Here is a 20,476-nt window from a genome sequence, read left to right as displayed (position 1 = left end):
TTATTCAGTCAATATTTCGTTGCCATTCTCAGTAATCAAAATCATGCTTTCCCACTGTGCTGAGGGGAGCCCGTCGTCAGTGCAGACTGTCCATCCGTCGGCTTCATCAATGAAGACTTCATAAGTTCCCATATTTATCATCGGTTCGATGGTGAAAGTCATTCCCGGAACGATAAGCATTCCTGTACCGCGCTTGCCAAAGTGTTCTACGTCCGGTTCTTCATGGAACTTAATTCCTACACCGTGTCCGCACAAATCGCGTACTACACTATATCCGTTTTTCTCGGCATGCTCCTGAATGGCTGCGCCTACATCTCCGAGGCGTGCCCAAGGTTGTGCTGTCTGTACGCCTATGTTACGACATTCCTTTGCAACTTGTACCAGGCGTTGCAGTTCCGGTTTCACTTCTCCAATCATGTACATGCGTGAAGCGTCCGAGAAATATCCCTTATAAATAGTCGAAACATCCACGTTCACAATATCTCCGTTACGCAGAAACTCTTTGGTACTCGGTATACCATGGCATACGACATCATTGATGCTTGTACATACACTTTTAGGGAAACCTTCGTACATGAAAGGGGCCGGAATGGCATCATGATCTGTTGTAAATTCATATACCATATGATCTATTTCTGCTGTCGACATCCCTTCACGGATATTTGCCGAGATATAATCCAACAATGCAGTATTGATTTTTGCACTTTCGCGAATACCTGCCAATTGCTCCTCAGTACGCAATAAATGGCGTGACGGTAATTTGTAGCCTTCCTTTTTATAGTGCTGAATTTTCTCTTCTACTTCGTCGGAATAATTTTTAGGAGTAAACCGGACTCCTTTTATGAACTTTTTCATTGTCTTCTTCTATTAATAGTTGCTACAAAAATAGGTAATAATATAGTAATTATGAATTTTAAATTATAAATTATGAATTGCCGTGCGGATGATTGCACAACCATTCATAATTTATAGTTCATAATTTATAATTCGAAATTTTAATCTCACTTCTCGAATTATCGATTCGCTTTACCTGAATTTGGGTTTTGATCCGTTCGCGCAGCCCTTCTACATGACTGATGATGCCTACTTTCTTGCCACCCATCTGGTGTAGCTTTTCCAAAGTATCCATCACTGTATTCAGATAATCGCTGCTCAGTGTTCCAAATCCTTCATCGATAAACAGGGTATCTACTGACAGGCTGTGGCGGCTGAGGGCAGAGAGTCCTAAGGCGAGTGATAAAGATACCAGAAAGCTCTCTCCACCGGACAGGGTGCAGGCTGGGCGTGGCGTGCCTCCCTGATAAAAATCGCGCAGCAAGATAGTGAGTGAACCAGCCTGGCATTCCAATTCGTAGCGCTTGGTGAGATGTTGCAGGTAGAAATTTGCTCCATTGAGCAGTTCTTTCAGTACAAAACTTTGTGCGATGTTTCGGAAATTCTTTCCTTTCTCGTCACCAAAGTGATGGCAAAGACGGTCCCATTTCAAGTACACTTCCCGCAATTCGTCCGCACGTTTCTTCTCGTCCTTTATCCGGGCGATGTTCTTAGTGTTTTCTTCCAATTGGATTTTCAGCCGTATGAGGGCCTGATTGCTTACTGCAATTTTCTCATCTAAAGCTATGATAAGGCTGTCCAGACTTTCAAGGTTTTCTTCCTCTTCCATTCTCGGTTTCTTGCTTTGGTGTTCTTCCAGTTGCCCGGTTGTTAGCTTGAAAGCGGTTTGTGCGGCTACTTCTTCTTCTTTAAGCCTTTGTTGACCGGTACGCAAGTTTTCTATTTGCTCGCTAGAGTAGGAGGAAAGAGCAATGAGGCGTGCTTCGTTCATATCCGGATGTATAGTATAGAATGCTGTAAGGTTGGCTTGCAGCTCGTTGATGTTTTTTCGGACAGATGAGATGTTTTGTTTCAATCCGCTGACTTCAGAGTTCAGGGTATTCCATGCCATTCCTAGATTTTTGATTTCCATTCTTTCCTCTGTTGGCAGGTTTTTCCATTCGGGAAATGCTGTGTAGATCAGATCCTGCGTTGCTGATACACTATCCAGCTCTTTCTCTATGAGGGAAATGGTTGCTTTTAATTCCGATTGCCTGTTCTGTGCCAGTTTATAATGTACTGTAGACTTTTGTAAGCGTTCGATAAATGAGGTAGGAGCAGCACTCCATTCTGTTTGCCATCCTTCCCAAAGAATAAGTGGGCTGACACGTTCCAGTGTGGTGCGAATGATATCCTTTTCACTTTCGGTTAGCGAATGTTTATTAGTGATATCATTTTTTAGTTTCGTCAGATTCTTGTCAGCAGTATCGAAAGCATTTCGGGCGACCTCCACCACTTTCTGATGTTCATCTTTTAAGTACTGCAATCGGGAGATATTGTTGGAGAGGATTTGTACTTCGTTCAACCTGGCATTGATGTCTTCAAGGTGCTGTTTGTTTTCTTGAATTTGTCTTTCCAGGATATCTCTGGTATCATTTGAGATTATTAGAATATTACACTGACGGCATGTTTCTTCAGTTTCAGTTTGAATAAATTCATATCCTTTCCGGGCTTTATCTGCTGCCAGACGACTCCCTGCTATCATATCCTCATAGGTTTTGGTCTCCGTCCGGTTACTATTCAAAGTTTGTTCTGCTTCCTTGTATTCTTTCTCTTTTGTCTCCAGCGATTGCCGGATAGGGGCAAGTACAGACTGAAAATCTTCATTCTTGCTGAGTGATTCTATCTTTTGACCACATACCGGACACATATCTCCTACAGAAAGGCGGGCACGGGCTTCTTGTGCCCACTCTTCCACAGCTTCTTTTTGTTTGTCGTAGAGCATTTTGATCTCATCGTAGGCTTTCTTTTTAGTGTCGAACCTGTTTCCCAGTTCTTCGTGTTGTTTTTTGCTGGTTTGCAGCTTTATTTCCAGAGATTTCAGGCTTTCTTCTGCTATGTTCAGGGCTGCCTTTTTCTCTCCTAATAGTATCAGGGTATTTTGAGCTTTTAGCAACTTTTCCTTAGCCGTTTCCAATACATTCTTCTTTTCCTGTAGGACATTTTGATTCATGGATTCAAGCCGGGCATTCAATAAGTTTATCTCTTGCTGCTTAATCTGATTTTCTTCATTTTTCCGATTGAAATCATTTTCTTTATTCGTGCGTTCCTGTTCCCGGACAGGCTGCTGCCGGGACAATTCTGCTATTTGTTTTTCGTAGGCAGCGATGCGTGAGTGAGCAGAAAGCACAGCATTCAGGTCTGTAACGATGGATTGACTTTGCTCGAACATAGGTAGGAGCGGGGCGTGAGTTTGCAGATACTCTTCGGCAAGTATTAGTTTTGCTTGCAATTCTTTCAGATTTTCCTTCAACCATGAACAACCACTACTGAGGTAGATGAAACTCTTTTTCAACTTCTCAGTTTGCTCTCTGTCTTTTTCCTGTTGCTGTTGTTGCTGTTTGAGAGAAAATAACCAGTTACGGGCATCTGCAGTATTATTCCAGTCTTTTATCAATAGTTCTTTTTGCAGGAAGTCATCCGATTGCAATTGTTCCTTTTTCCTTTCCCAGTTCTTTTGTTGGTTTTCTTGAGTGAGGATCAGTTCAGCAAACCGCTTCAGCCAGTCACGTTTCAGTACTGCTGTATTCTTTTGTACGGTATTTCCATTGATATCAGCATTTAGTGTAGTTGTAGTTTCGGAGATTTTGTTTATCTCTTCATTGGTCAGCACATGGATACCTTCCAGTTTTTGGTTCTGATTCTCATATTCTATGCGTTTCTCTTTGGTGATGGCGTAAATCTTTGCACCTATTTCAGAATAGATTCCGGTACCTGTCAGTTTCTCCAGGATATCCGACTTTTCACTCTCCTTACTCTGAAGAAATTTGGTAAAATCTCCCTGTGCCAGGAGAGTAGTACGGCAGAATTGCTCAAAACTTAACCCTACGGCTGCTTGTATTTCGGCTTTTATCTCATTTTTCTTAGTGATTTGGAGATTCGTTTTCCGGTTCTCTAATGTCCACTTTGCATCTTGAATGGCACCCGATGCTTTTCGGTGTGCACGGGCTACGTACCACTTGGCAGTATAAGGTATCTCGTTTGAACCGGTGAACTCCAGTTCCGTCCACGCCTCGTTGGTATTTCTGCGCATCAATTGACGGCTGTCGTTTATTGCCACATCCTCTTTCTTAGAAGAAAAAGTTTGCCCTATGTCCCTGTACTTTTCGTTTTCTGCCCGTTCCATGCGTGGCGTTTCATTGTAGAGTGCCAGACAAATGGCATCGAGTAATGTTGTTTTGCCGGCACCCGTCTCCCCACAAATCAGAAACAGGGATTCTTCGCTCAGTGGTCCATTTTCAAAGTCAATCACAGCATCTTCTATGGATGCCAGATTTTTTATAGTCAGTTTTTGAAGTTTCATGATTCACTACAGATTATAGGGAATTAATGCAGAATGCTTTTCTCTTTTACCTTTTGTACTACACTATTCATCAGTTCGCAGAGTTCCTCATCCATTTCTTCTCCTTCTGCTTCCTTAAAATAAAGTTTTGCTATTTCCAATGGGGACATTTCCTGCATTTCCTGAATAGAGATATGCTTGGTTTCATCATCTGAAGTATACTTCTCCCGATTGGGCTTGATATAGCAGAATTTGCAGTTCTTCCCTTTTACCGCGTTCGATGCACGTTCGTTGCAGTCGGGCGCCAGATAGTCTTTTATCAGAACATTCAAGCGGATATAAGCCGGTTTGTCATCCGGGTATTCCTCCAGCAGTTTTATAGCTTCTTCAAAATCTACAGCTTCCTTGGGTAGTGTGATGAGCGGCATCGGATTCTCTATTTCAATTGTTTTGATCTGAGGCGCTTTTTCTCCTTGTATTTCAACAATGGAAACAGAATGTGGATAAGCCTCGTCGAAGCTGACAGGCAGGGGAGTGCCACAATACCGTGCACAATGCCTGCTTCCTTTAATGTTCTGTGGGCAATGGATATGACCGAGTGCCAGATAATCGTATCCTTCGCCCATTGCACTGATAGGGACATATTCTATTCCGCCTATGGTATCGTCATGCCCGGTTTGGTCGCTGCCTTCTATGGAAAGGTGTGCCATCAATACAACAGGCAGTCTTTCTGCATTCATTTTTTCTACTTCGTCCTGCAATGCCTGGAAAAAGCGTGCCTGCCGTTCTTCTCGAGGTGTTTCTGTGTCCAGTATCGGGAAGTTTTGCGGATAGACGTGAGGTACGGCGATAATATATCCTTTTAGTATTCCTCTGTCGTTTCTCACTTCCACGATATGTTTTTCCAGGTTTACTTCTTCCTGGTTTCGTTCTATGTTTCCTACTACCTTTACACCGAAATGGTTCCACAGGCTACTGTCTATCTCTAATTTCGAACTGCTGTCGTGGTTTCCGGCAGTTACTACAATCGTCATTTCGGGGCATGCCCTGTGAATTTCGAGCATACCGTCTGTGTACATCTTCTGTGTACTTGCCGATGGGGTGGAGTAGTGGTAGATGTCTCCGCTGACGACCATTGCATCCGGCATTTCTTCTGCCACAATGCGGATTAGTTGCTTTAGGAATGCTTGTTGCTCGCGACTGCGGTCATAGTTGTATAGTGTATGTCCCAGATGCCAGTCGCTGGTATGAAGTATTTTCATGATTTTACTGTTTTCTGCTCTCAAAAGTACGTAGAATATGGAAGATACGCAATTCTCTTTAAAAATCTCTTTACTAAAAACTGGGAATTCTCTGATTTTTAATTAGTTTTGCAATCTAATTTCTCTATGATGTAGGCCTTTTGTTCCTTGTGTGGTAAAGAATGGATACACTTGTAGACTAAACTGTAATTTCGATGAAATATTTGCAAATAATAATCAGAGTGTTTATTATATTAGTTGTTTTTCTTTCGAATGCTGTTAATGTATTTGGCGAAGTCTCCTCAGCATTTAAACCCGGAAATGAAGATAGGATATTGATTCTCAATGCATACAGTGGATCTTCCCGTTGGAGTAACGATTTTATTATCCCCATTTATAATTCTTATCAACATAAAAACTCTCCTTATGTAGTGGATGTGGAACACATGGGTGGGCAATTTATGCATCTGCAAAATGCGGAAGATTTATCAGAATACAAAGAAAACCTCTTTGGAAAATATGCAGACAATCCTCCGAAACTCTTGCTCCTCTTGGGTAGTGCCTCCTGGGGCTTGCTGAAAGAGAGTATAGAAAAGCAATGGAAAGATGTTCCCGTTATTCTCTGCACCGAAACGGATTATGTAGGTCCACAAGAGGCCTACTTGCACAGGCGAGCCATTGCGGCGGAAGAGAGAACACCTTTGACAGATTATCAAGGCAATCTGTCGCTGACCGTGTTTCATGTGCCTGCCTATCTTAAAGAAACTGTTTTGTTGATGCAGAATCTGATGCCTGAAATGGATGAACTTATTTTCTTGTCAGATGCCCGTTACATAAGTGCCCAATTTCGCTCGGATTTAAAAGAGATTGTGAATAAAGACTTTCCGGAGCTTGAAATAAAAGATTATGTTGCCGGTGAAATGACTACCGATGAATTGGCTGATTCACTGGCCCATGCAGAGGAGAATAGTGGTGTTCTCTTTTGCTCATGGTATCAGGAAAATGCTCAAAAAGGGAATGCTGTATTGACCAATAATATTTCCAGAATCCTCAGCTATTATTCTTCTTCACCTATTTTTTCATTAGACAATACCGGATTGCAACGGAATGGTATGATAGGTGGTTACTTTTTGGATGAGAAGACAATCGGAAGGAACATTACAGAAATAACTGCCGGCGTTTTAGCTGATAATAACGTGAAAGGTGTTCATATGGTGAATTGTGGGACTCCCGCTCCTATGTTCAACTATTACGATCTTACAGAAGCCGGATTATCACCTAAGTTGTGCCCTCCCAATTCTGTTTTTTATATGATGCCTCCTTCTTTCTGGGAGCAACACAAATATAGTGTCATTTTGGGAATTACCACAATTCTGATTTTATTTATGTGGATGTGGTTGTGGTGGTTGTATAAGAGCAGAAGAAAGCAAGCCGAACAGATAAAGCTGATGACCAGCTATCACAGTTTGTTTGAGAATATGCCCATCGTTTATTTGAAGCAACAGCTGGTTTATGATTCTGCCGGAAAGATTGTAGACTACATCACAGTGGAAGCAAATCCCCGTTTCGAAAAATATTTCAAGTCTATGGGGGAGGTGATTGGTAAAAGAGGGAGTGAAGCAGATCCGAAAGGCTTTGAAAGGATGTGTCACCTCTATAGTATGGTCAACTCTACTCAGAAGGAGCTTTCATACCAATACTATTACGAAAATATAGGCAATTACTTCAATGTAATTCTGACTCCCTCTAAGCATAAGGGATACATTGATGTATTCTGTGTGGATAATACCGAGTTAGCCGAGACACAACAGATGTTACGATCTGCTAATCATAAATTATCAATGTCGCTGGACGTGGCTAATATCGTTCCCTGGAAATGGGATTTGGAGAAAGGTACTATGCTTTGTGACGTAAACCGTCCGGTAGAGCTTAGCCATGATGATAGCATGATGAACGAGGAACAACTTTCCGTACCCGATTATCAATATTTTGCCAAAATTTGCAAGGAAGACAGAGAGCGGGTAAAGAGGGCTTATAAGGAGTTGACGGAAGGTAATGTTTCTAAGATCAGAGAAGAATATCGCGTGATAGTTCGTAAGAATGGAATATCGCGTTATGAATGGGTTGAGGCTCAGGCCACTGTGGATAAGAGGGATGAAAAAGGTAATCCGATAACTTTGGTAGGTTCTTCTCTCGTGATAACCGGACGAAAGAAAATGGAAGAAGATCTGATTACGGCAAAAGAGAAAGCTGAAGAATCAAATCGTCTGAAGTCTGCTTTTCTGGCCAATATGAGTCATGAAATACGTACTCCACTCAATGCTATTGTCGGCTTCTCCAGTATTTTGGCAGATGCGGAAGAGCCGGAAGAAAAAGAAGAATATATCAATATTATTGAGAATAATAATACGCTATTGCTACAACTGGTCGGAGATATTTTAGAACTTTCTAAGATTGAGTCCGGAACACTGGAATTTGTATTTTCCGATTTAGATCTGAATGCATTGTTTAAGGAGATAGAAGAATCTGCCCAACTTCGTCAGAAGAATGAAGCTGTCCCCATCCGATATATACCGGAAATGCCGGACTGTACTGTAAATATCGAGAGGAACAGGCTGACACAGGTTATGACGAATATGCTTAATAATGCTATGAAGTTTACTTATAGTGGAAGCATCACTTTCGGTTATCGACTGAAGGATACTGATTTCCTTTATTTTTATGTTACGGATACGGGATGTGGAATTGAAGAGGATAAGAAAGATACTGTTTTTGGTCGTTTTGTGAAACTCGATTCTTTTTCTCAAGGTACAGGATTGGGACTGTCTATCTGCCAGAGTGTTGTCGAGAATTTGGGCGGTAGCGTAGGCGTTGAATCGGAACCTGGCAAGGGTTCTACTTTCTGGTTTACTCTTCCTTATCATTCTGTGGAACTCAAGTCGACGAGAGAACAGAAAGAACATCGGTTGAGTAAAGTAGAGAAGCTCACCGTTTTAATAGCTGAAGATAATGAAAGCAATTTCTTGTTATTTGAATCTATTCTGAAACGTAAATATAATATTCTTCATGCTTGGGATGGGGAAGAGGCGGTAGAATTATTTAAGAAATACAATCCTCATTTGATATTGATGGATATCAATATGCCTAAAAAAACGGGCTACGAGGCTACACAGATCATACGTGAAATATCGCCGACAATTCCTATCATGGCAGTAACGGCTTATGTCTATGCAGAAGATGAGGAACGCATCCTGAATAGTGGTTTCGATGCGTACACTTCTAAACCTATCAATGCACAGAAATTGCAGAGTGATATTGTAGATTTGCTTAAGAAGCAGTTGATCTTCATGTAGGCTTATCTCGAAATTGAGCATAAAAAAGAGCTGTACTGTATCCTAAAGGCAGGATTATACAGTACAGCTCTATTTCTTTTATATCAGACCTTATCTGATTACTATTCAGTAATACAAATTGCTACACGATTTTCATTATTGTTAGAGAAAGGTTGAACCTTGTCTCCCTTAAAGTCTACCATGATTCTGTCGGCAGCGATACCTTTTGCTTTCAAAGCCTTCTCAACAGCTAAAGCACGTTCTTTGGAAAGTCGTAGGTTAATGGCTGTTGTACCGGTTCCGGCGTCTGCATATCCGCAAATAGAGACTTTTACATCTGCATTCTTTTGCAGGAATGCAACCAGATCAGCTATTTTACTTTCTTCAGAAGAACGTATAACAGAAGAATTTATATTGAAGAAGATATTTTCAGTCAAAGGTTTCACTTCCTCTTTTTTCTCCTCTACTGGTGCAGGAACATAAACTGGTTTCGTCTCTTGCTGAACTTCTACTACTGTTTCCACGACCTCCGGAGTATAAGCAACGACAGGTTTTGCCTTTTTGCCACTCTTTCCGAACTTGAATGTAAAACCGGCCAATGCATTAAGCTGCCAGTCGGCATTGTCAGCCTTCTTGGAGTTGAATTTATCCGATACGACATTGGCATTCACTTCAAGATTGAAAGATACATGGTTACTCAGACGCAAATTTGTACCCAATCCTCCACGACCGGCTACAAAAACTTTTTTGCCGCTCCAGAGATATTGCATGCGGTAACCTGCTGCGTCCAGTGCAACAGCATCGTCATTGTTGAATCCACCGGCAAGACCTACTCCCACGAACATATAAGCGTTGAAGAAACGTTTTGAATTATAGTGGCAGAACAGGTTGCTCAGGTCAAGTGTGGCATCTACGTTTCCTTGCAGATAGTTGAATTTATAGGAATCGTCAAGTGCCGCCCATTTACCTTTTGCTTGCCAGCCACTTGCACCGGCACGTATTCCCCATAGAGGAGTAAACTTGTATCCGACAGAAAGAGCTGCTGCAGGAGAGATCAAGTCTTTAAAACTGGCCTCACCAACAGTTTCTGCAGCACCTGCCTGTACCTGCATATACCAATGAGGTTTGAATGTTGTTTTACTTTCTTCTGTGACTTGCCCGGAAGATTGAGTATTTTGTGCCAATCCGGCTAAAGTGCTTAGGCATAGAGCCATGAGCATAAAACTTCTTTTTGATTTCATATTCGTTTGTTTTTAAATTTTTTGAGTTCGCGAAATTAACTATTATTTGTTAGATTTATACTATATAACAAAAAATAAAGGATTTTGTTTGCGCCGTAATGCTCATAAGAAAGAATTCTGTTGGATGGCGTATAATTTACTCATAATCAGTTGTCTGGGATGGCTACACCCTTTATTCCGGATGGCTACACCCTTTTGTGCTCAAGGCTACACCATTCGGGTGAAAGGGTGTAGCCCTGTTGCAAACATGATTTTTACGTAATAGTCTATGCTGTTTTATATATCTTAGCTATCTTTGCCTACTAAAATATTTAAAGCTACAAGAATATGTTAGGTCGTATCATTGCAATGGTCATAGCTGGAGTTATTATAGTCTATCTGGTTCGTTGGATAGATAACTTTTTCTCCGGATTCCGAAAATGAAAGATATAATAAACCCCGAAACTAATGATAAATTTCGGGGCTTGTTATGTTCTATTTCTCAATCCATTCTGTTATCTTCTCCGATAGCGGATCAGTTGCCGAGCCATAGGAGGCTATCCACTTTCCATTCTCATCTATCAGGAATTTATGGAAATTCCAGCCAACTTTTGCATTTTCCACACCGTTTTCGCTTTTTTCGGTAAGCCATTTATAAAGAGGAGCAATGTCTTTCCCTTTAACAGAGATTTTTGCCATCATTGGGAAGGTAACTCCGTAGTTCAATGTGCAGAATTCTTTGATTTCCTCATTACTGCCTGGCTCTTGGCTCAGGAAATTATTGGCAGGAAAGCCTATTATTACAAAATTGTCTTTTCCGTATTTTTTATATAGCTCTTCAAGCTTGGCATATTGCTGAGTGAAGCCACATTTGGATGCTACGTTAACTACCAGTACTTTCTTTCCCTTAAAGGTGGAAAGTGATAAATCTTCTCCATCAATCGTCTTGACTGTGAAGTCATAAAAACTTTTCTGCTGTGCATGGGCAGCTATTGCTGTTATTGCCATAAATAGACTTATAATAATTGTTTTCATATTACTGTTCTGTTTATATATAAAAACAAAATGAAGACATGAATAGTTTATTATTGGAATAAAAAAAACACTACCTTTGCACCCCGGTAAAAAGATTAGTTTTTTGTAGGTAAAATAGGTATGAAGAAGAGTCTTATTGCATTAGCGTTCGGTACCTTGGGATTAGGGATTGCCGAGTTTGTCATGATGGGTATTCTGCCCGATGTGGCTAAAGATTTGGGCGTTAGTATTCCTGTGGCAGGGCATTTTATTTCTGCATATGCTTTGGGAGTATGTGTCGGGGCACCCACTCTGATCTTGGCCCGTAAACATCCACTGAAACATATTTTGTTGGCGTTGGTGACTCTGATAATGGTAGGGAATATCTGTGCAGCAATGGCGCCTAATTATTGGGTATTATTACTGGCTCGTTTTATTTCCGGACTTCCTCATGGGGCTTATTTCGGTGTAGCTTCTATTGTTGCCGAAAAATTGGCTGATAAGGGTAAGGGTTCTGAGGCCGTGTCTATCATGATTGCCGGAATGACTATAGCCAATCTTTTTGGAGTTCCATTGGGAACATCATTGAGTAATGCTATCTCATGGCGGGTAACATTCTTGCTGGTGGGTTGTTGGGGAGTGATTATCCTTTATTATATCTGGCGTTGGGTACCCCATGTGGAAGGGCTGAAGGATACTGGTTTCAAAGGACAGTTCCGTTTTCTTAAAACCCCGGCTCCCTGGCTCATTTTAGGGGCAACGGCACTGGGCAATGGCGGAGTTTTTTGTTGGTACAGTTATATTAACCCGTTATTGACGAATGTATCCGGTTTCAGTGCCGAAAGCATTACCGGATTGATGGTATTGGCCGGTTTTGGTATGGTGGTGGGTAATCTGGTGAGTGGGCGTCTTTCTGACCGGTATACTCCCGGAAAAGTAGGTACTACTGTGCAGGCTATGATTTGTGTCGTACTGTTATTGATATTCTTCTTGTCTCCTTATCCGTGGTTATCAGCATTATTGATGTGCCTTTGTACTGCCGGTTTGTTCGCGGTTTCCAGTCCGGAACAAGTGTTGATTATCCGTGTGGCAAAAGGTGGAGAGATGCTGGGAGCGGCTTGTGTGCAAGTGGCATTTAACTTGGGAAATGCAATCGGTGCGTATGTTGGTGGGCTTGCTATCAGTGGCGGTTATCGTTATCCGGCACTGGCAGGAGTTCCTTTCGCCATGGTCGGTTTTATTCTGTTTCTGACCTTCTATAAGAAATATCAGGCGAAATATTAAAACATTTCGATATCTTTTCGTATTTTTGTCCACAGGTATTAACTAAACTTGATAATTATGAAAACTTTGAATTGCGTAAAAATATTATTGCTATGCGTCTTTGCTGTTGGTTTATTGTCTTGCGGGGATGATGTATATTACACGATGGAGAATAGTGACAAAAAGCTATGTGACAGAACCTGGATAGATGAATATGAGACGGATGAGGGTTTAACATGTACTTATCAACTCAGATTCTTTAAAGATAATAATAAAGGGCAGGAACTTACAACCACCTATGATACCGGTGGGAAAACTACTGTCGACAGAGAATTCTCCTGGCGTTGGACAGATGATAGCAAGGAAGCTTTAAGACTCACTTTTTCAGATGGAAAAGTAAAGTACTTTGAGAATGTATGGGTACGTGATCATTACCTTAGCGGTAAGCTGGACGGAAAGGTGCTGATGATGACAGACTCCAATTATACGAAAAACTAAATAAATAAGCGAGATGAAAAAATATCTATATTTTATATTTGTATGGGTGTTTGCCCTGAGCCTGACATCATGCGAAGATGATGATCAGTATAGTATAGAGTCAGTAATCATAGGACGGGCATGGACAGGAGATGTAGGTATGTATGCTGAGAATGGTGAACCTATTTTCAGTACATTTACTTTTTGGGGAGATGGATTTGGTGAAGAATACCAGTACTATTCATCTGATGGAGCTCCTTATGATAATTTTCGTTTTAAATGGCTGTGGGAGGATGATTACAATAATAATCTAATATTAGATTATGGTAGGGCAGGTGTATCTTATATGGATGATGTTAGAGTAACAGGAAATCAGTTGAGAGGTACATTCTTCTTGACGAGTGATTCTCGGGGATTTAATTTTATACTGGGAATGGAATAAAAAGATTAGAAAATATATAATAAAATAGGCCACTTTATAAAAGCGGCCTATTTTATTATATGCTTTCTTATTTCTTCAGAAACAACTTTTTAAAATCATTCGGATAAGGAGTTTCAAACTGCATCAGTTCTCCTGTAACCGGGTGATAGAAGCACAATTTGAAGGCATGTAGCGCCAGGCGTCCGATAGGATTTACCTCTTCGAGTCCGTAACGCCCGTCTCCAACAATAGGATGTCCTAAGTCTTGCATGTGTACCCGGATTTGGTTTTTACGTCCGGTTTCAAGGTTTAGTTCCACAAGAGAATAACCATTGGCACGCTTAATGGTGCGATAATGTGTAATTGACTTTTGTCCTCCGTCATCTGTCGGACTGGAATATACATAAAGGGTGCGATCCGTTAGCCAGGATATTATACAACCGGCATTCTTCTCCATCTCTCCCGCAACTACAGCTATATAGCGGCGGTCGGTTACAATCTCATGCCAATTATCACGCAGCGTGCGCTGTGTTTTTTCATCTTTTGCAAACATCATTAATCCGGAAGTATCACGATCGAGGCGGTGGACAATATAAACGTTGCTACCGCGTCCGTTGGAGCGTTGCACATATTCATTTAGAATATGATAGGCTGTACGTTCCTTCTGGCGTTCACTGCTGACTGACAGTAAACCTTGCATCTTTTCCACCACTATGATATATGCATCTTCATATACAATCTTCAGCAAGTTGTTATGAAACTCCTTTTTACCTTTATCACGGCTAATCTGTACTTTCATGCCCGGTTTTAGCGGAAAATTGTATTGAGTAGTTATCACACTGTCTACAAACACCACTCGTTTGCTGAGTAATGATTTTAGTTTGGTGCGACTGGCGTCCGGCATCTTGGCTGCCAGAAACTCCATAAGTTCCATTGGTTCATTTACTGTGTAGTCCGTATATTGAGTGCGGGCCCGTGCTACTATTTTTCCTCTTGCCACGTTGATAGTGATTAATGGTTAGTGATTAGTGATTAATTCTCAGTCTTCATTTTTTAATTCCAGAAGCACTACGTTTTCTACGTGGTGAGTATGTGGGAACATATCTACCGGCTGTACGGCTTTTACTTTGTATTTTACATCAAGTAGTTGCAGATCGCGTGCCTGTGTGGCTGGATTACAACTTACATATACAATACGTTTCGGTTCGGCAAATAAGATAACGTCTACTACATCCTGATGCATACCGGCTCGAGGAGGATCGGTGATAATAACATCCGGTCGACCGTATTGGTTGATGAAATCCTGTGTTAGCATATCTTTCATATCACCGGCAAAGAATAAGGTGTTCTCGATACCGTTGATTTCTGCATTTACTTTTGCATCTTCAATAGCTTCGGGTACATATTCGATACCGATAACCTGGCGGGCTTGCTTGGAGACAAAGTTAGCAATGGTTCCTGTACCTGTATAAAGGTCGTATACCAGTTCTTTTCCGGTTAATCCCGCAAAATTGCGCGCTATCTTATAAAGGTTGTATGCTTGTTCGGAATTGGTTTGATAGAACGATTTAGGACCTATTTTAAAACGTAATCCTTCCATTTCTTCAAAGATGTGATCTTTACCTTTGAAAGTATATACATCCAGGTCGGTAATAGTATCGTTGCGCTTATTATTAATAATGTATAGAAGAGAAGTAATTTCGGGAAATGTATCAGCAACATATTGCAGGAGTTGTTTGAACAGTTGCAGTTCTTTTTCTTCTTCCTCTATTTTTGCAACGAGAATCACCATAAGTTCCCCGGTAGTGGAGGTACGGATAATCATATTGCGCAACATCCCTTCCTGAGTGCGCAGATTGATGAATGAATAATCATGCTCGTAAGCATAATCGCGTACAGCATTCCGGATACGGTTGGATATGTCATCCTGTAACCAGCATTTCTCTATCGCCAGTACTTTATCAAAAGCATTGGGGATGTGGAAACCTACAGCATTCATTTGATCATATACCACATTCTGTTTGATCTCTTCTTCCGTCAACCAGCGTTTGTTAGAAAAAGTGTACTCCAGTTTATTTCTATAGAACTGTGTTTTCTCAGAACCGAGAATCGGGGAAATCTCCGGAAGTTCAATTTTTCCGATGCGGGTAAGGTTGTCAGTTACTTGTTTTTGCTTGTATTTGATCTGTTCGGAATAAGGGAGAACTTGCCATTTGCAACCACCACATACCCCATAATGTTGGCAAAATGGGACGGCTCTTTCACGAGAATATTCGTGGAACTTCACTGCTACGGCTTCAGCATAATGATGCTTTTTTCTCTTAATTTGCAGGTCTACTACATCTCCGGGAACGACATAAGGTACGAAAATAACCAAATCATTGACCTTTGCGATGGCTTTTCCTTCGGCAGCCACATCCGTTATTGTCACTTTCTCCAGTAGGGGAAGTTCTTTTCTATTTCTTGCCACTTTTACACCAGTCTAATAAATTATTCTGCAAAAATAGACATTTTTTCGGGAATTCTCTCTATGAAGTGAAATATTAAAGATTGCAATGTCGAAATTGCATTTTGATAGAAAGTTTTTTCTCAAAAAGTTTTCTAGTATGCGAAATATACTTAGATTTGCGAACAGAAAAAAATCACAATCGAGAAACTTAAATTTATATTATGGACAAGAAAAGAGTTTATACCTTTGGTAACGGTCAGGCAGAAGGAAAGGCCGACATGAAAAATCTTTTGGGAGGTAAAGGTGCCAACCTTGCCGAAATGAACCTTATCGGGGTTCCGGTTCCTCCTGGTTTTACAATCACGACTGAGGTTTGTACCGAATATAATGAGATGGGGCAGGAAAAAGTGGTTGCTCTGTTGAAAGGCGAAGTAGAAAATGCTATAGCAAAAGTAGAAGAATTGATGTCTTCTAAGTTCGGTGATATAGAAAATCCATTACTGGTTTCAGTGCGTTCGGGCGCTCGTGCTTCTATGCCGGGTATGATGGACACGATCCTTAATTTGGGTCTGAATGATGAAGTAGTAGAAGGATTGACACGTAAAACAGGCAATGCACGTTTTGCATGGGACTCTTACCGTCGTTTCGTACAGATGTATGGTGACGTGGTATTGGGTATGAAGCCGACTAATAAAGAGGATATCGATCCATTTGAAGCCATCATTGAAGAGGTGAAGCATGCAAAAGGCGTGAAGCTGGATAATGAACTGGAAGTGGAAGACCTCAAGGAATTAGTGAAGAAGTTTAAAGCTGCTGTAAAGGAGCAAACCGGAAAAGACTTCCCGGCTTGTGCTTATGAGCAGTTGTGGGGCGCTGTTTGCGCAGTATTCAATTCCTGGATGAATGAACGTGCTATTCTATATCGTAAGATGGAAAGTATACCCGATGAGTGGGGTACAGCCGTTAATGTTCAGGCAATGGTATTTGGTAATATGGGTGAGACTTCTGCTACAGGTGTTTGCTTTAGCCGCGATGCCGGTACAGGTGAAGACTTGTTTAATGGTGAGTATTTGATTAATGCGCAAGGTGAAGACGTTGTGGCAGGTATCCGTACACCGCAGCAGATTACCAAAATCGGTTCACAGCGTTGGGCAGAACTGGCAGGCGTTAGCGAAGAAGAACGTGCAGCCAAATATCCGTCAATGGAAGAGGCTATGCCGGAAATCTATAAAGAGCTGGATACTCTGCAGACTAAGTTGGAAGACCACTATAGAGATATGCAGGATATGGAATTTACCGTTCAGGAAGGTAAGCTCTGGTTTCTCCAGACGCGTAACGGTAAACGTACCGGTGCAGCTATGGTGAAGATTGCAATGGATTTGCTGCATCAGGGTATGATTGATGAGAAAACTGCATTGATGCGCTGCGAGCCCAATAAATTGGATGAATTGCTCCACCCTGTGTTTGATAAGACTGCTTTGAAACAAGCCAAGGTTTTAACTCGTGGTCTTCCCGCATCTCCGGGTGCTGCTACAGGACAGATTGTCTTCTTTGCAGATGATGCTGCAGAATGGCATGCTGCCGGTAAGCGTATTATAATGGTACGTATCGAGACTTCTCCCGAAGATTTGGCGGGTATGGCAGTTGCAGAAGGTATTCTTACTGCCCGCGGTGGTATGACTTCTCATGCAGCAGTAGTTGCCCGTGGTATGGGTAAGTGCTGTGTGTCGGGTGCCGGTGCTTTGAATATTGATTATAAGGCTCGTACTGTAGAAATAGATGGCGTTCTGCTGAAAGAAGGTGATTATATTTCATTGAATGGTAGTACAGGTGTAGTTTATAAAGGTCAGGTAGAAACAAAGGCTGCCGAACTTTCAGGAGATTTTGCTGAATTGATGGATCTGGCTGATAAGTACACGAAACTTCAGGTACGTACCAATGCAGATACTCCTCATGATGCTGCTGTGGCTCGTGATTTTGGTGCTGTAGGTATCGGTCTTTGCCGTACGGAACATATGTTCTTTGAAGGTGAAAAGATTAAAGCTATGCGTGAGATGATCCTCGCAGAAGATGCAGAAGGACGTCGCAAAGCTTTGGCCAAGATATTGCCTTACCAACAAGCAGACTTTAAGGGTATCTTCCAGGCTATGGAAGGTTGTCCTGTAACTGTTCGTCTGCTCGATCCTCCTTTGCACGAATTTGTTCCGCATGATTTGAAGGGACAACAAGAAATGGCGGATACTATGGGCGTTAGTCTGCAATATATCCAGCAACGTGTAGAGTCACTTTGTGAACATAATCCGATGTTGGGACATCGCGGATGTCGTTTGGGCAATACTTATCCTGAAATTACTCAGATGCAGACACGTGCTATCCTTGGTGCTGCTCTGGAACTGAAGAAAGAAGGTGTGGAAACCCATCCGGAAATCATGGTTCCGTTGACTGGTATCTTGTATGAGTTCAAAGAACAGGAAAAGGTGATTCGCGAAGAAGCTGCTGCACTTTTCGCTGAGCTGGGTGACAGCATTGACTTCAAGGTAGGTACGATGATTGAAATTCCTCGCGCTGCTTTGACTGCCGACCGTATTGCTTCTTCTGCTGAGTTCTTTTCATTTGGTACAAATGACTTAACGCAGATGACATTCGGTTATTCACGTGATGATATTGCTTCTTTCCTCCCTGTTTATCTGGAAAAGAAGATTCTGAAAGTAGACCCGTTCCAGGTCCTCGATCAAAATGGAGTAGGGCAGCTGGTGCGTATGGCTACGGAAAAAGGTCGTGCTATCCGTCCGGATTTGAAATGCGGTATTTGTGGTGAACATGGCGGTGAGCCTTCTTCTGTGAAATTCTGTCATAAGGTGGGTTTGAACTACGTTAGTTGTTCTCCGTTCAGAGTACCCATTGCACGTCTGGCAGCGGCACAGGCAGCTATTGAAGATATGAAATAAAAGACTTCATAAATCTTATATTTATAGGCTGTAAACCTTTTTCAAAAAGGCTTACAGCCTATCTTTTTTAGAAAAAAACATGTATCTATTGATCAGTTATTTGTTTTTTCTTTAGTATATTTGTGCCCACATATAGAATTAGGATCACCTTTATCTTTTAATAACCAACTTTATGAAGCCGGATTTTGCAACATTTTATATTTTAGGGGCATCAGATTTTTATCAAAGGAATGAAATACTCTTGCTATGCTTTGGAGTAATTATTTTATTACTTCTGGTCATTATGATTGTGGTGTCTATCAACAAGACCAAGAGGTTGAAGACTTTGCAACAATTAAATGAAGTAGCGGAAGAAAGTAATCAGCTGAAGAATGCCTTTATCGCTAATATGACCCATGAGATACGCACACCACTTAATGCGATTGTCGGATTTACAAATGTACTTGCTGAGACTGATAATCTGAGTAGGGAAGAACGAATGATTTTTCTGAAAGAAATCAATGACAATAAAGATTTTCTAGTTCAGATGATTAATGATTTATTGGACTTCTCAAAGATTGAGGCCAATACAATGGAATATAAAGATGGAGATGTGGATGTGAATGCTTTGATTCAGGAAATGTGTGCTGCAGAGAATGCACATCCCCGTCCTTCGGGTATTCTGATTGAGTTTGTAGAGAGACTTCCGCAATGCCGTTTAATGATAGACCGGGTACGTTTTGCGCAGGTCATTAATAATCTGGTGAAAAATGCATTGAAGTTTACAGAACAGGGTAGTGTGAAGATTGGATATCGCCGTTTGAGCAATAATAACTTTTATTTTTATGTAGCTGATACAGGATGCGGTATTGATGAAGATAGTCGCCGGGCTATTTTTGAACGCTTTGTGAAGATGAACTATAATATTCGTGGCACAGGTTTAGGTCTTTCTATTACGAAATCTATTGTTGAACACTATGGTGGTGGCATCGGTGTAGAATCTAAAAAAGGAGAAGGCTCTACATTCTATTTTACTTTGCCTGCTGGGGTCGAATATAAAGAATATGGGAAGTTCTAATGGAAATTGAACTTTTTAATCCGCCATTTCCTTCAGTTTCTTAAAGTGGCGGATGACACCTAAATAATCCCGGTCTGTACAAACATTGAATTTATTCCATAAATCACCAAGTACTACTGCACCTCCAAATCCGAAATCTTTTATCTCCAGAATATTGTCTGGAGTAATTCCTCCTAAAGCCATAACTTTAGTATCTATTATTCTTTCTTTTCCAGCTGCGCGCAATTCTTCCGGAGTATAACCTGAAAGAGTACCTGTTTTGGTGATACAGTCATATACGGGACTCATAAATATATAATCATAAAAATGCTTTTTACTTTTTACTTCTTCTACAGAATGGCAAGTACAGCTGACATGTCCTGAGTAATCATGTGGTTCATTAGGATTACGTGTGTTCAGATGAATGCCCATGAGGTCAAACTCTTCCTTTAAATAGAAATGTTCGTGAGTAACAATGCGTCTATGATATTTTTCAGGTATTAGCGTCAAAAGTCGCTCGGAATACATAGCAGGAGTTTCCGGCTTCCGCAGATGCAAAATATCCAGCCCTTCTTCAAAGAGTGCTGTAATGATCTTGTCCTCTTCCACAAAGAATGTGGGCGCTGTGACTACGATGAGCTTCATTTTTATTTGTTAAACGTTTATGTTTAGCAAAGTTAATGATAAATGCTTTCAGTAG

Annotated in this window: 14 protein-coding genes; 6 read left to right on the top strand and 8 right to left on the bottom strand. The window is 41.2% G+C overall.

What is annotated here, in order from left to right:
• From map to DWW10_RS14675, 3 genes are all read right to left on the bottom strand, one after another.
• Complete coding sequence (map, locus tag DWW10_RS14685; RefSeq protein ID WP_118421621.1) at window positions 1–855, bottom strand: type I methionyl aminopeptidase; 855 nt, start codon at window positions 853–855, stop codon at window positions 1–3.
• A gap of 118 nt (window positions 856–973) precedes the next feature.
• Window positions 974–4,396 (bottom strand): AAA family ATPase, encoded by a 3,423-nt coding sequence (locus tag DWW10_RS14680; RefSeq protein WP_118421622.1) that lies wholly within the window; start codon window positions 4,394–4,396, stop codon window positions 974–976.
• 23 nt (window positions 4,397–4,419) lie between these two features.
• The gene (locus DWW10_RS14675) at window positions 4,420–5,637 is read right to left on the bottom strand and encodes an exonuclease SbcCD subunit D (protein WP_118421623.1); all 1,218 of its coding nucleotides are present in this window, start codon (window positions 5,635–5,637) and stop codon (window positions 4,420–4,422) included.
• Window positions 5,638–5,858: 221 nt separating this feature from the next.
• Between DWW10_RS14675 and DWW10_RS14670 the strand changes: the two genes are divergently transcribed.
• On the top strand, window positions 5,859–8,969 hold the full coding sequence (locus DWW10_RS14670; RefSeq protein WP_259320492.1) for an ATP-binding protein: 3,111 nt from the start codon (window positions 5,859–5,861) through the stop codon (window positions 8,967–8,969).
• A gap of 101 nt (window positions 8,970–9,070) precedes the next feature.
• Here the strand turns inward: DWW10_RS14670 and DWW10_RS14665 are convergent, their stop codons facing one another.
• Together DWW10_RS14665 and DWW10_RS14660 are read right to left on the bottom strand one after the other, a co-directional pair.
• Complete coding sequence (locus DWW10_RS14665) at window positions 9,071–10,189, bottom strand: OmpA family protein (protein WP_022391368.1); 1,119 nt, start codon at window positions 10,187–10,189, stop codon at window positions 9,071–9,073.
• A gap of 474 nt (window positions 10,190–10,663) precedes the next feature.
• Entirely contained in the window at window positions 10,664–11,203 is a 540-nt protein-coding gene (locus DWW10_RS14660) for a glutathione peroxidase (RefSeq protein ID WP_022391366.1), read from the bottom strand.
• 120 nt (window positions 11,204–11,323) lie between these two features.
• Here DWW10_RS14660 and araJ point away from each other — a divergent pair, with 120 nt between their 5' ends.
• From araJ to DWW10_RS14645, 3 genes are read left to right on the top strand one after another with little or no spacing between them, the layout of a single operon-like run.
• Window positions 11,324–12,466, top strand: a complete 1,143-nt coding sequence (gene araJ / locus DWW10_RS14655; RefSeq protein WP_022391365.1) for an MFS transporter AraJ — start codon at window positions 11,324–11,326, stop codon at window positions 12,464–12,466.
• Between the two features lie 57 nt (window positions 12,467–12,523).
• Entirely contained in the window at window positions 12,524–12,943 is a 420-nt protein-coding gene (locus DWW10_RS14650; RefSeq protein WP_022391364.1) for a hypothetical protein, read from the top strand.
• A 13-nt stretch (window positions 12,944–12,956) separates the two neighbouring features.
• Window positions 12,957–13,364, top strand: coding sequence for a hypothetical protein (locus DWW10_RS14645; protein ID WP_022391363.1), 408 nt, complete (start codon window positions 12,957–12,959; stop codon window positions 13,362–13,364).
• Window positions 13,365–13,431: 67 nt separating this feature from the next.
• Here DWW10_RS14645 and DWW10_RS14640 read toward each other — a convergent pair whose 3' ends face one another.
• Together DWW10_RS14640 and rlmD are read right to left on the bottom strand one after the other, a co-directional pair.
• The gene (locus DWW10_RS14640) at window positions 13,432–14,343 is read right to left on the bottom strand and encodes an RluA family pseudouridine synthase (protein WP_022391362.1); all 912 of its coding nucleotides are present in this window, start codon (window positions 14,341–14,343) and stop codon (window positions 13,432–13,434) included.
• A 39-nt stretch (window positions 14,344–14,382) separates the two neighbouring features.
• The gene (gene rlmD, locus DWW10_RS14635) at window positions 14,383–15,813 is read right to left on the bottom strand and encodes a 23S rRNA (uracil(1939)-C(5))-methyltransferase RlmD (protein WP_118421625.1); all 1,431 of its coding nucleotides are present in this window, start codon (window positions 15,811–15,813) and stop codon (window positions 14,383–14,385) included.
• Between the two features lie 200 nt (window positions 15,814–16,013).
• Between rlmD and ppdK the strand changes: the two genes are divergently transcribed.
• The gene (gene ppdK / locus DWW10_RS14630) at window positions 16,014–18,740 is read left to right on the top strand and encodes a pyruvate, phosphate dikinase (RefSeq protein WP_118421626.1); all 2,727 of its coding nucleotides are present in this window, start codon (window positions 16,014–16,016) and stop codon (window positions 18,738–18,740) included.
• Window positions 18,741–18,912: 172 nt separating this feature from the next.
• On the top strand, window positions 18,913–19,797 hold the full coding sequence (locus DWW10_RS14625; RefSeq protein ID WP_118223582.1) for a sensor histidine kinase: 885 nt from the start codon (window positions 18,913–18,915) through the stop codon (window positions 19,795–19,797).
• Between the two features lie 15 nt (window positions 19,798–19,812).
• Here the strand turns inward: DWW10_RS14625 and DWW10_RS14620 are convergent, their stop codons facing one another.
• Window positions 19,813–20,421, bottom strand: coding sequence for a thiamine phosphate synthase (locus tag DWW10_RS14620; protein WP_022393816.1), 609 nt, complete (start codon window positions 20,419–20,421; stop codon window positions 19,813–19,815).
• Window positions 20,422–20,476 lie beyond the last annotated feature (55 nt).

Source organism: Bacteroides intestinalis, from assembly GCF_003464595.1.
Taxonomy (GTDB): domain Bacteria; phylum Bacteroidota; class Bacteroidia; order Bacteroidales; family Bacteroidaceae; genus Bacteroides; species Bacteroides intestinalis_A.
The sequence above is the reverse complement of the archived record's forward strand: the minus strand, read 5'-3'. Positions and strand labels throughout refer to the sequence as shown.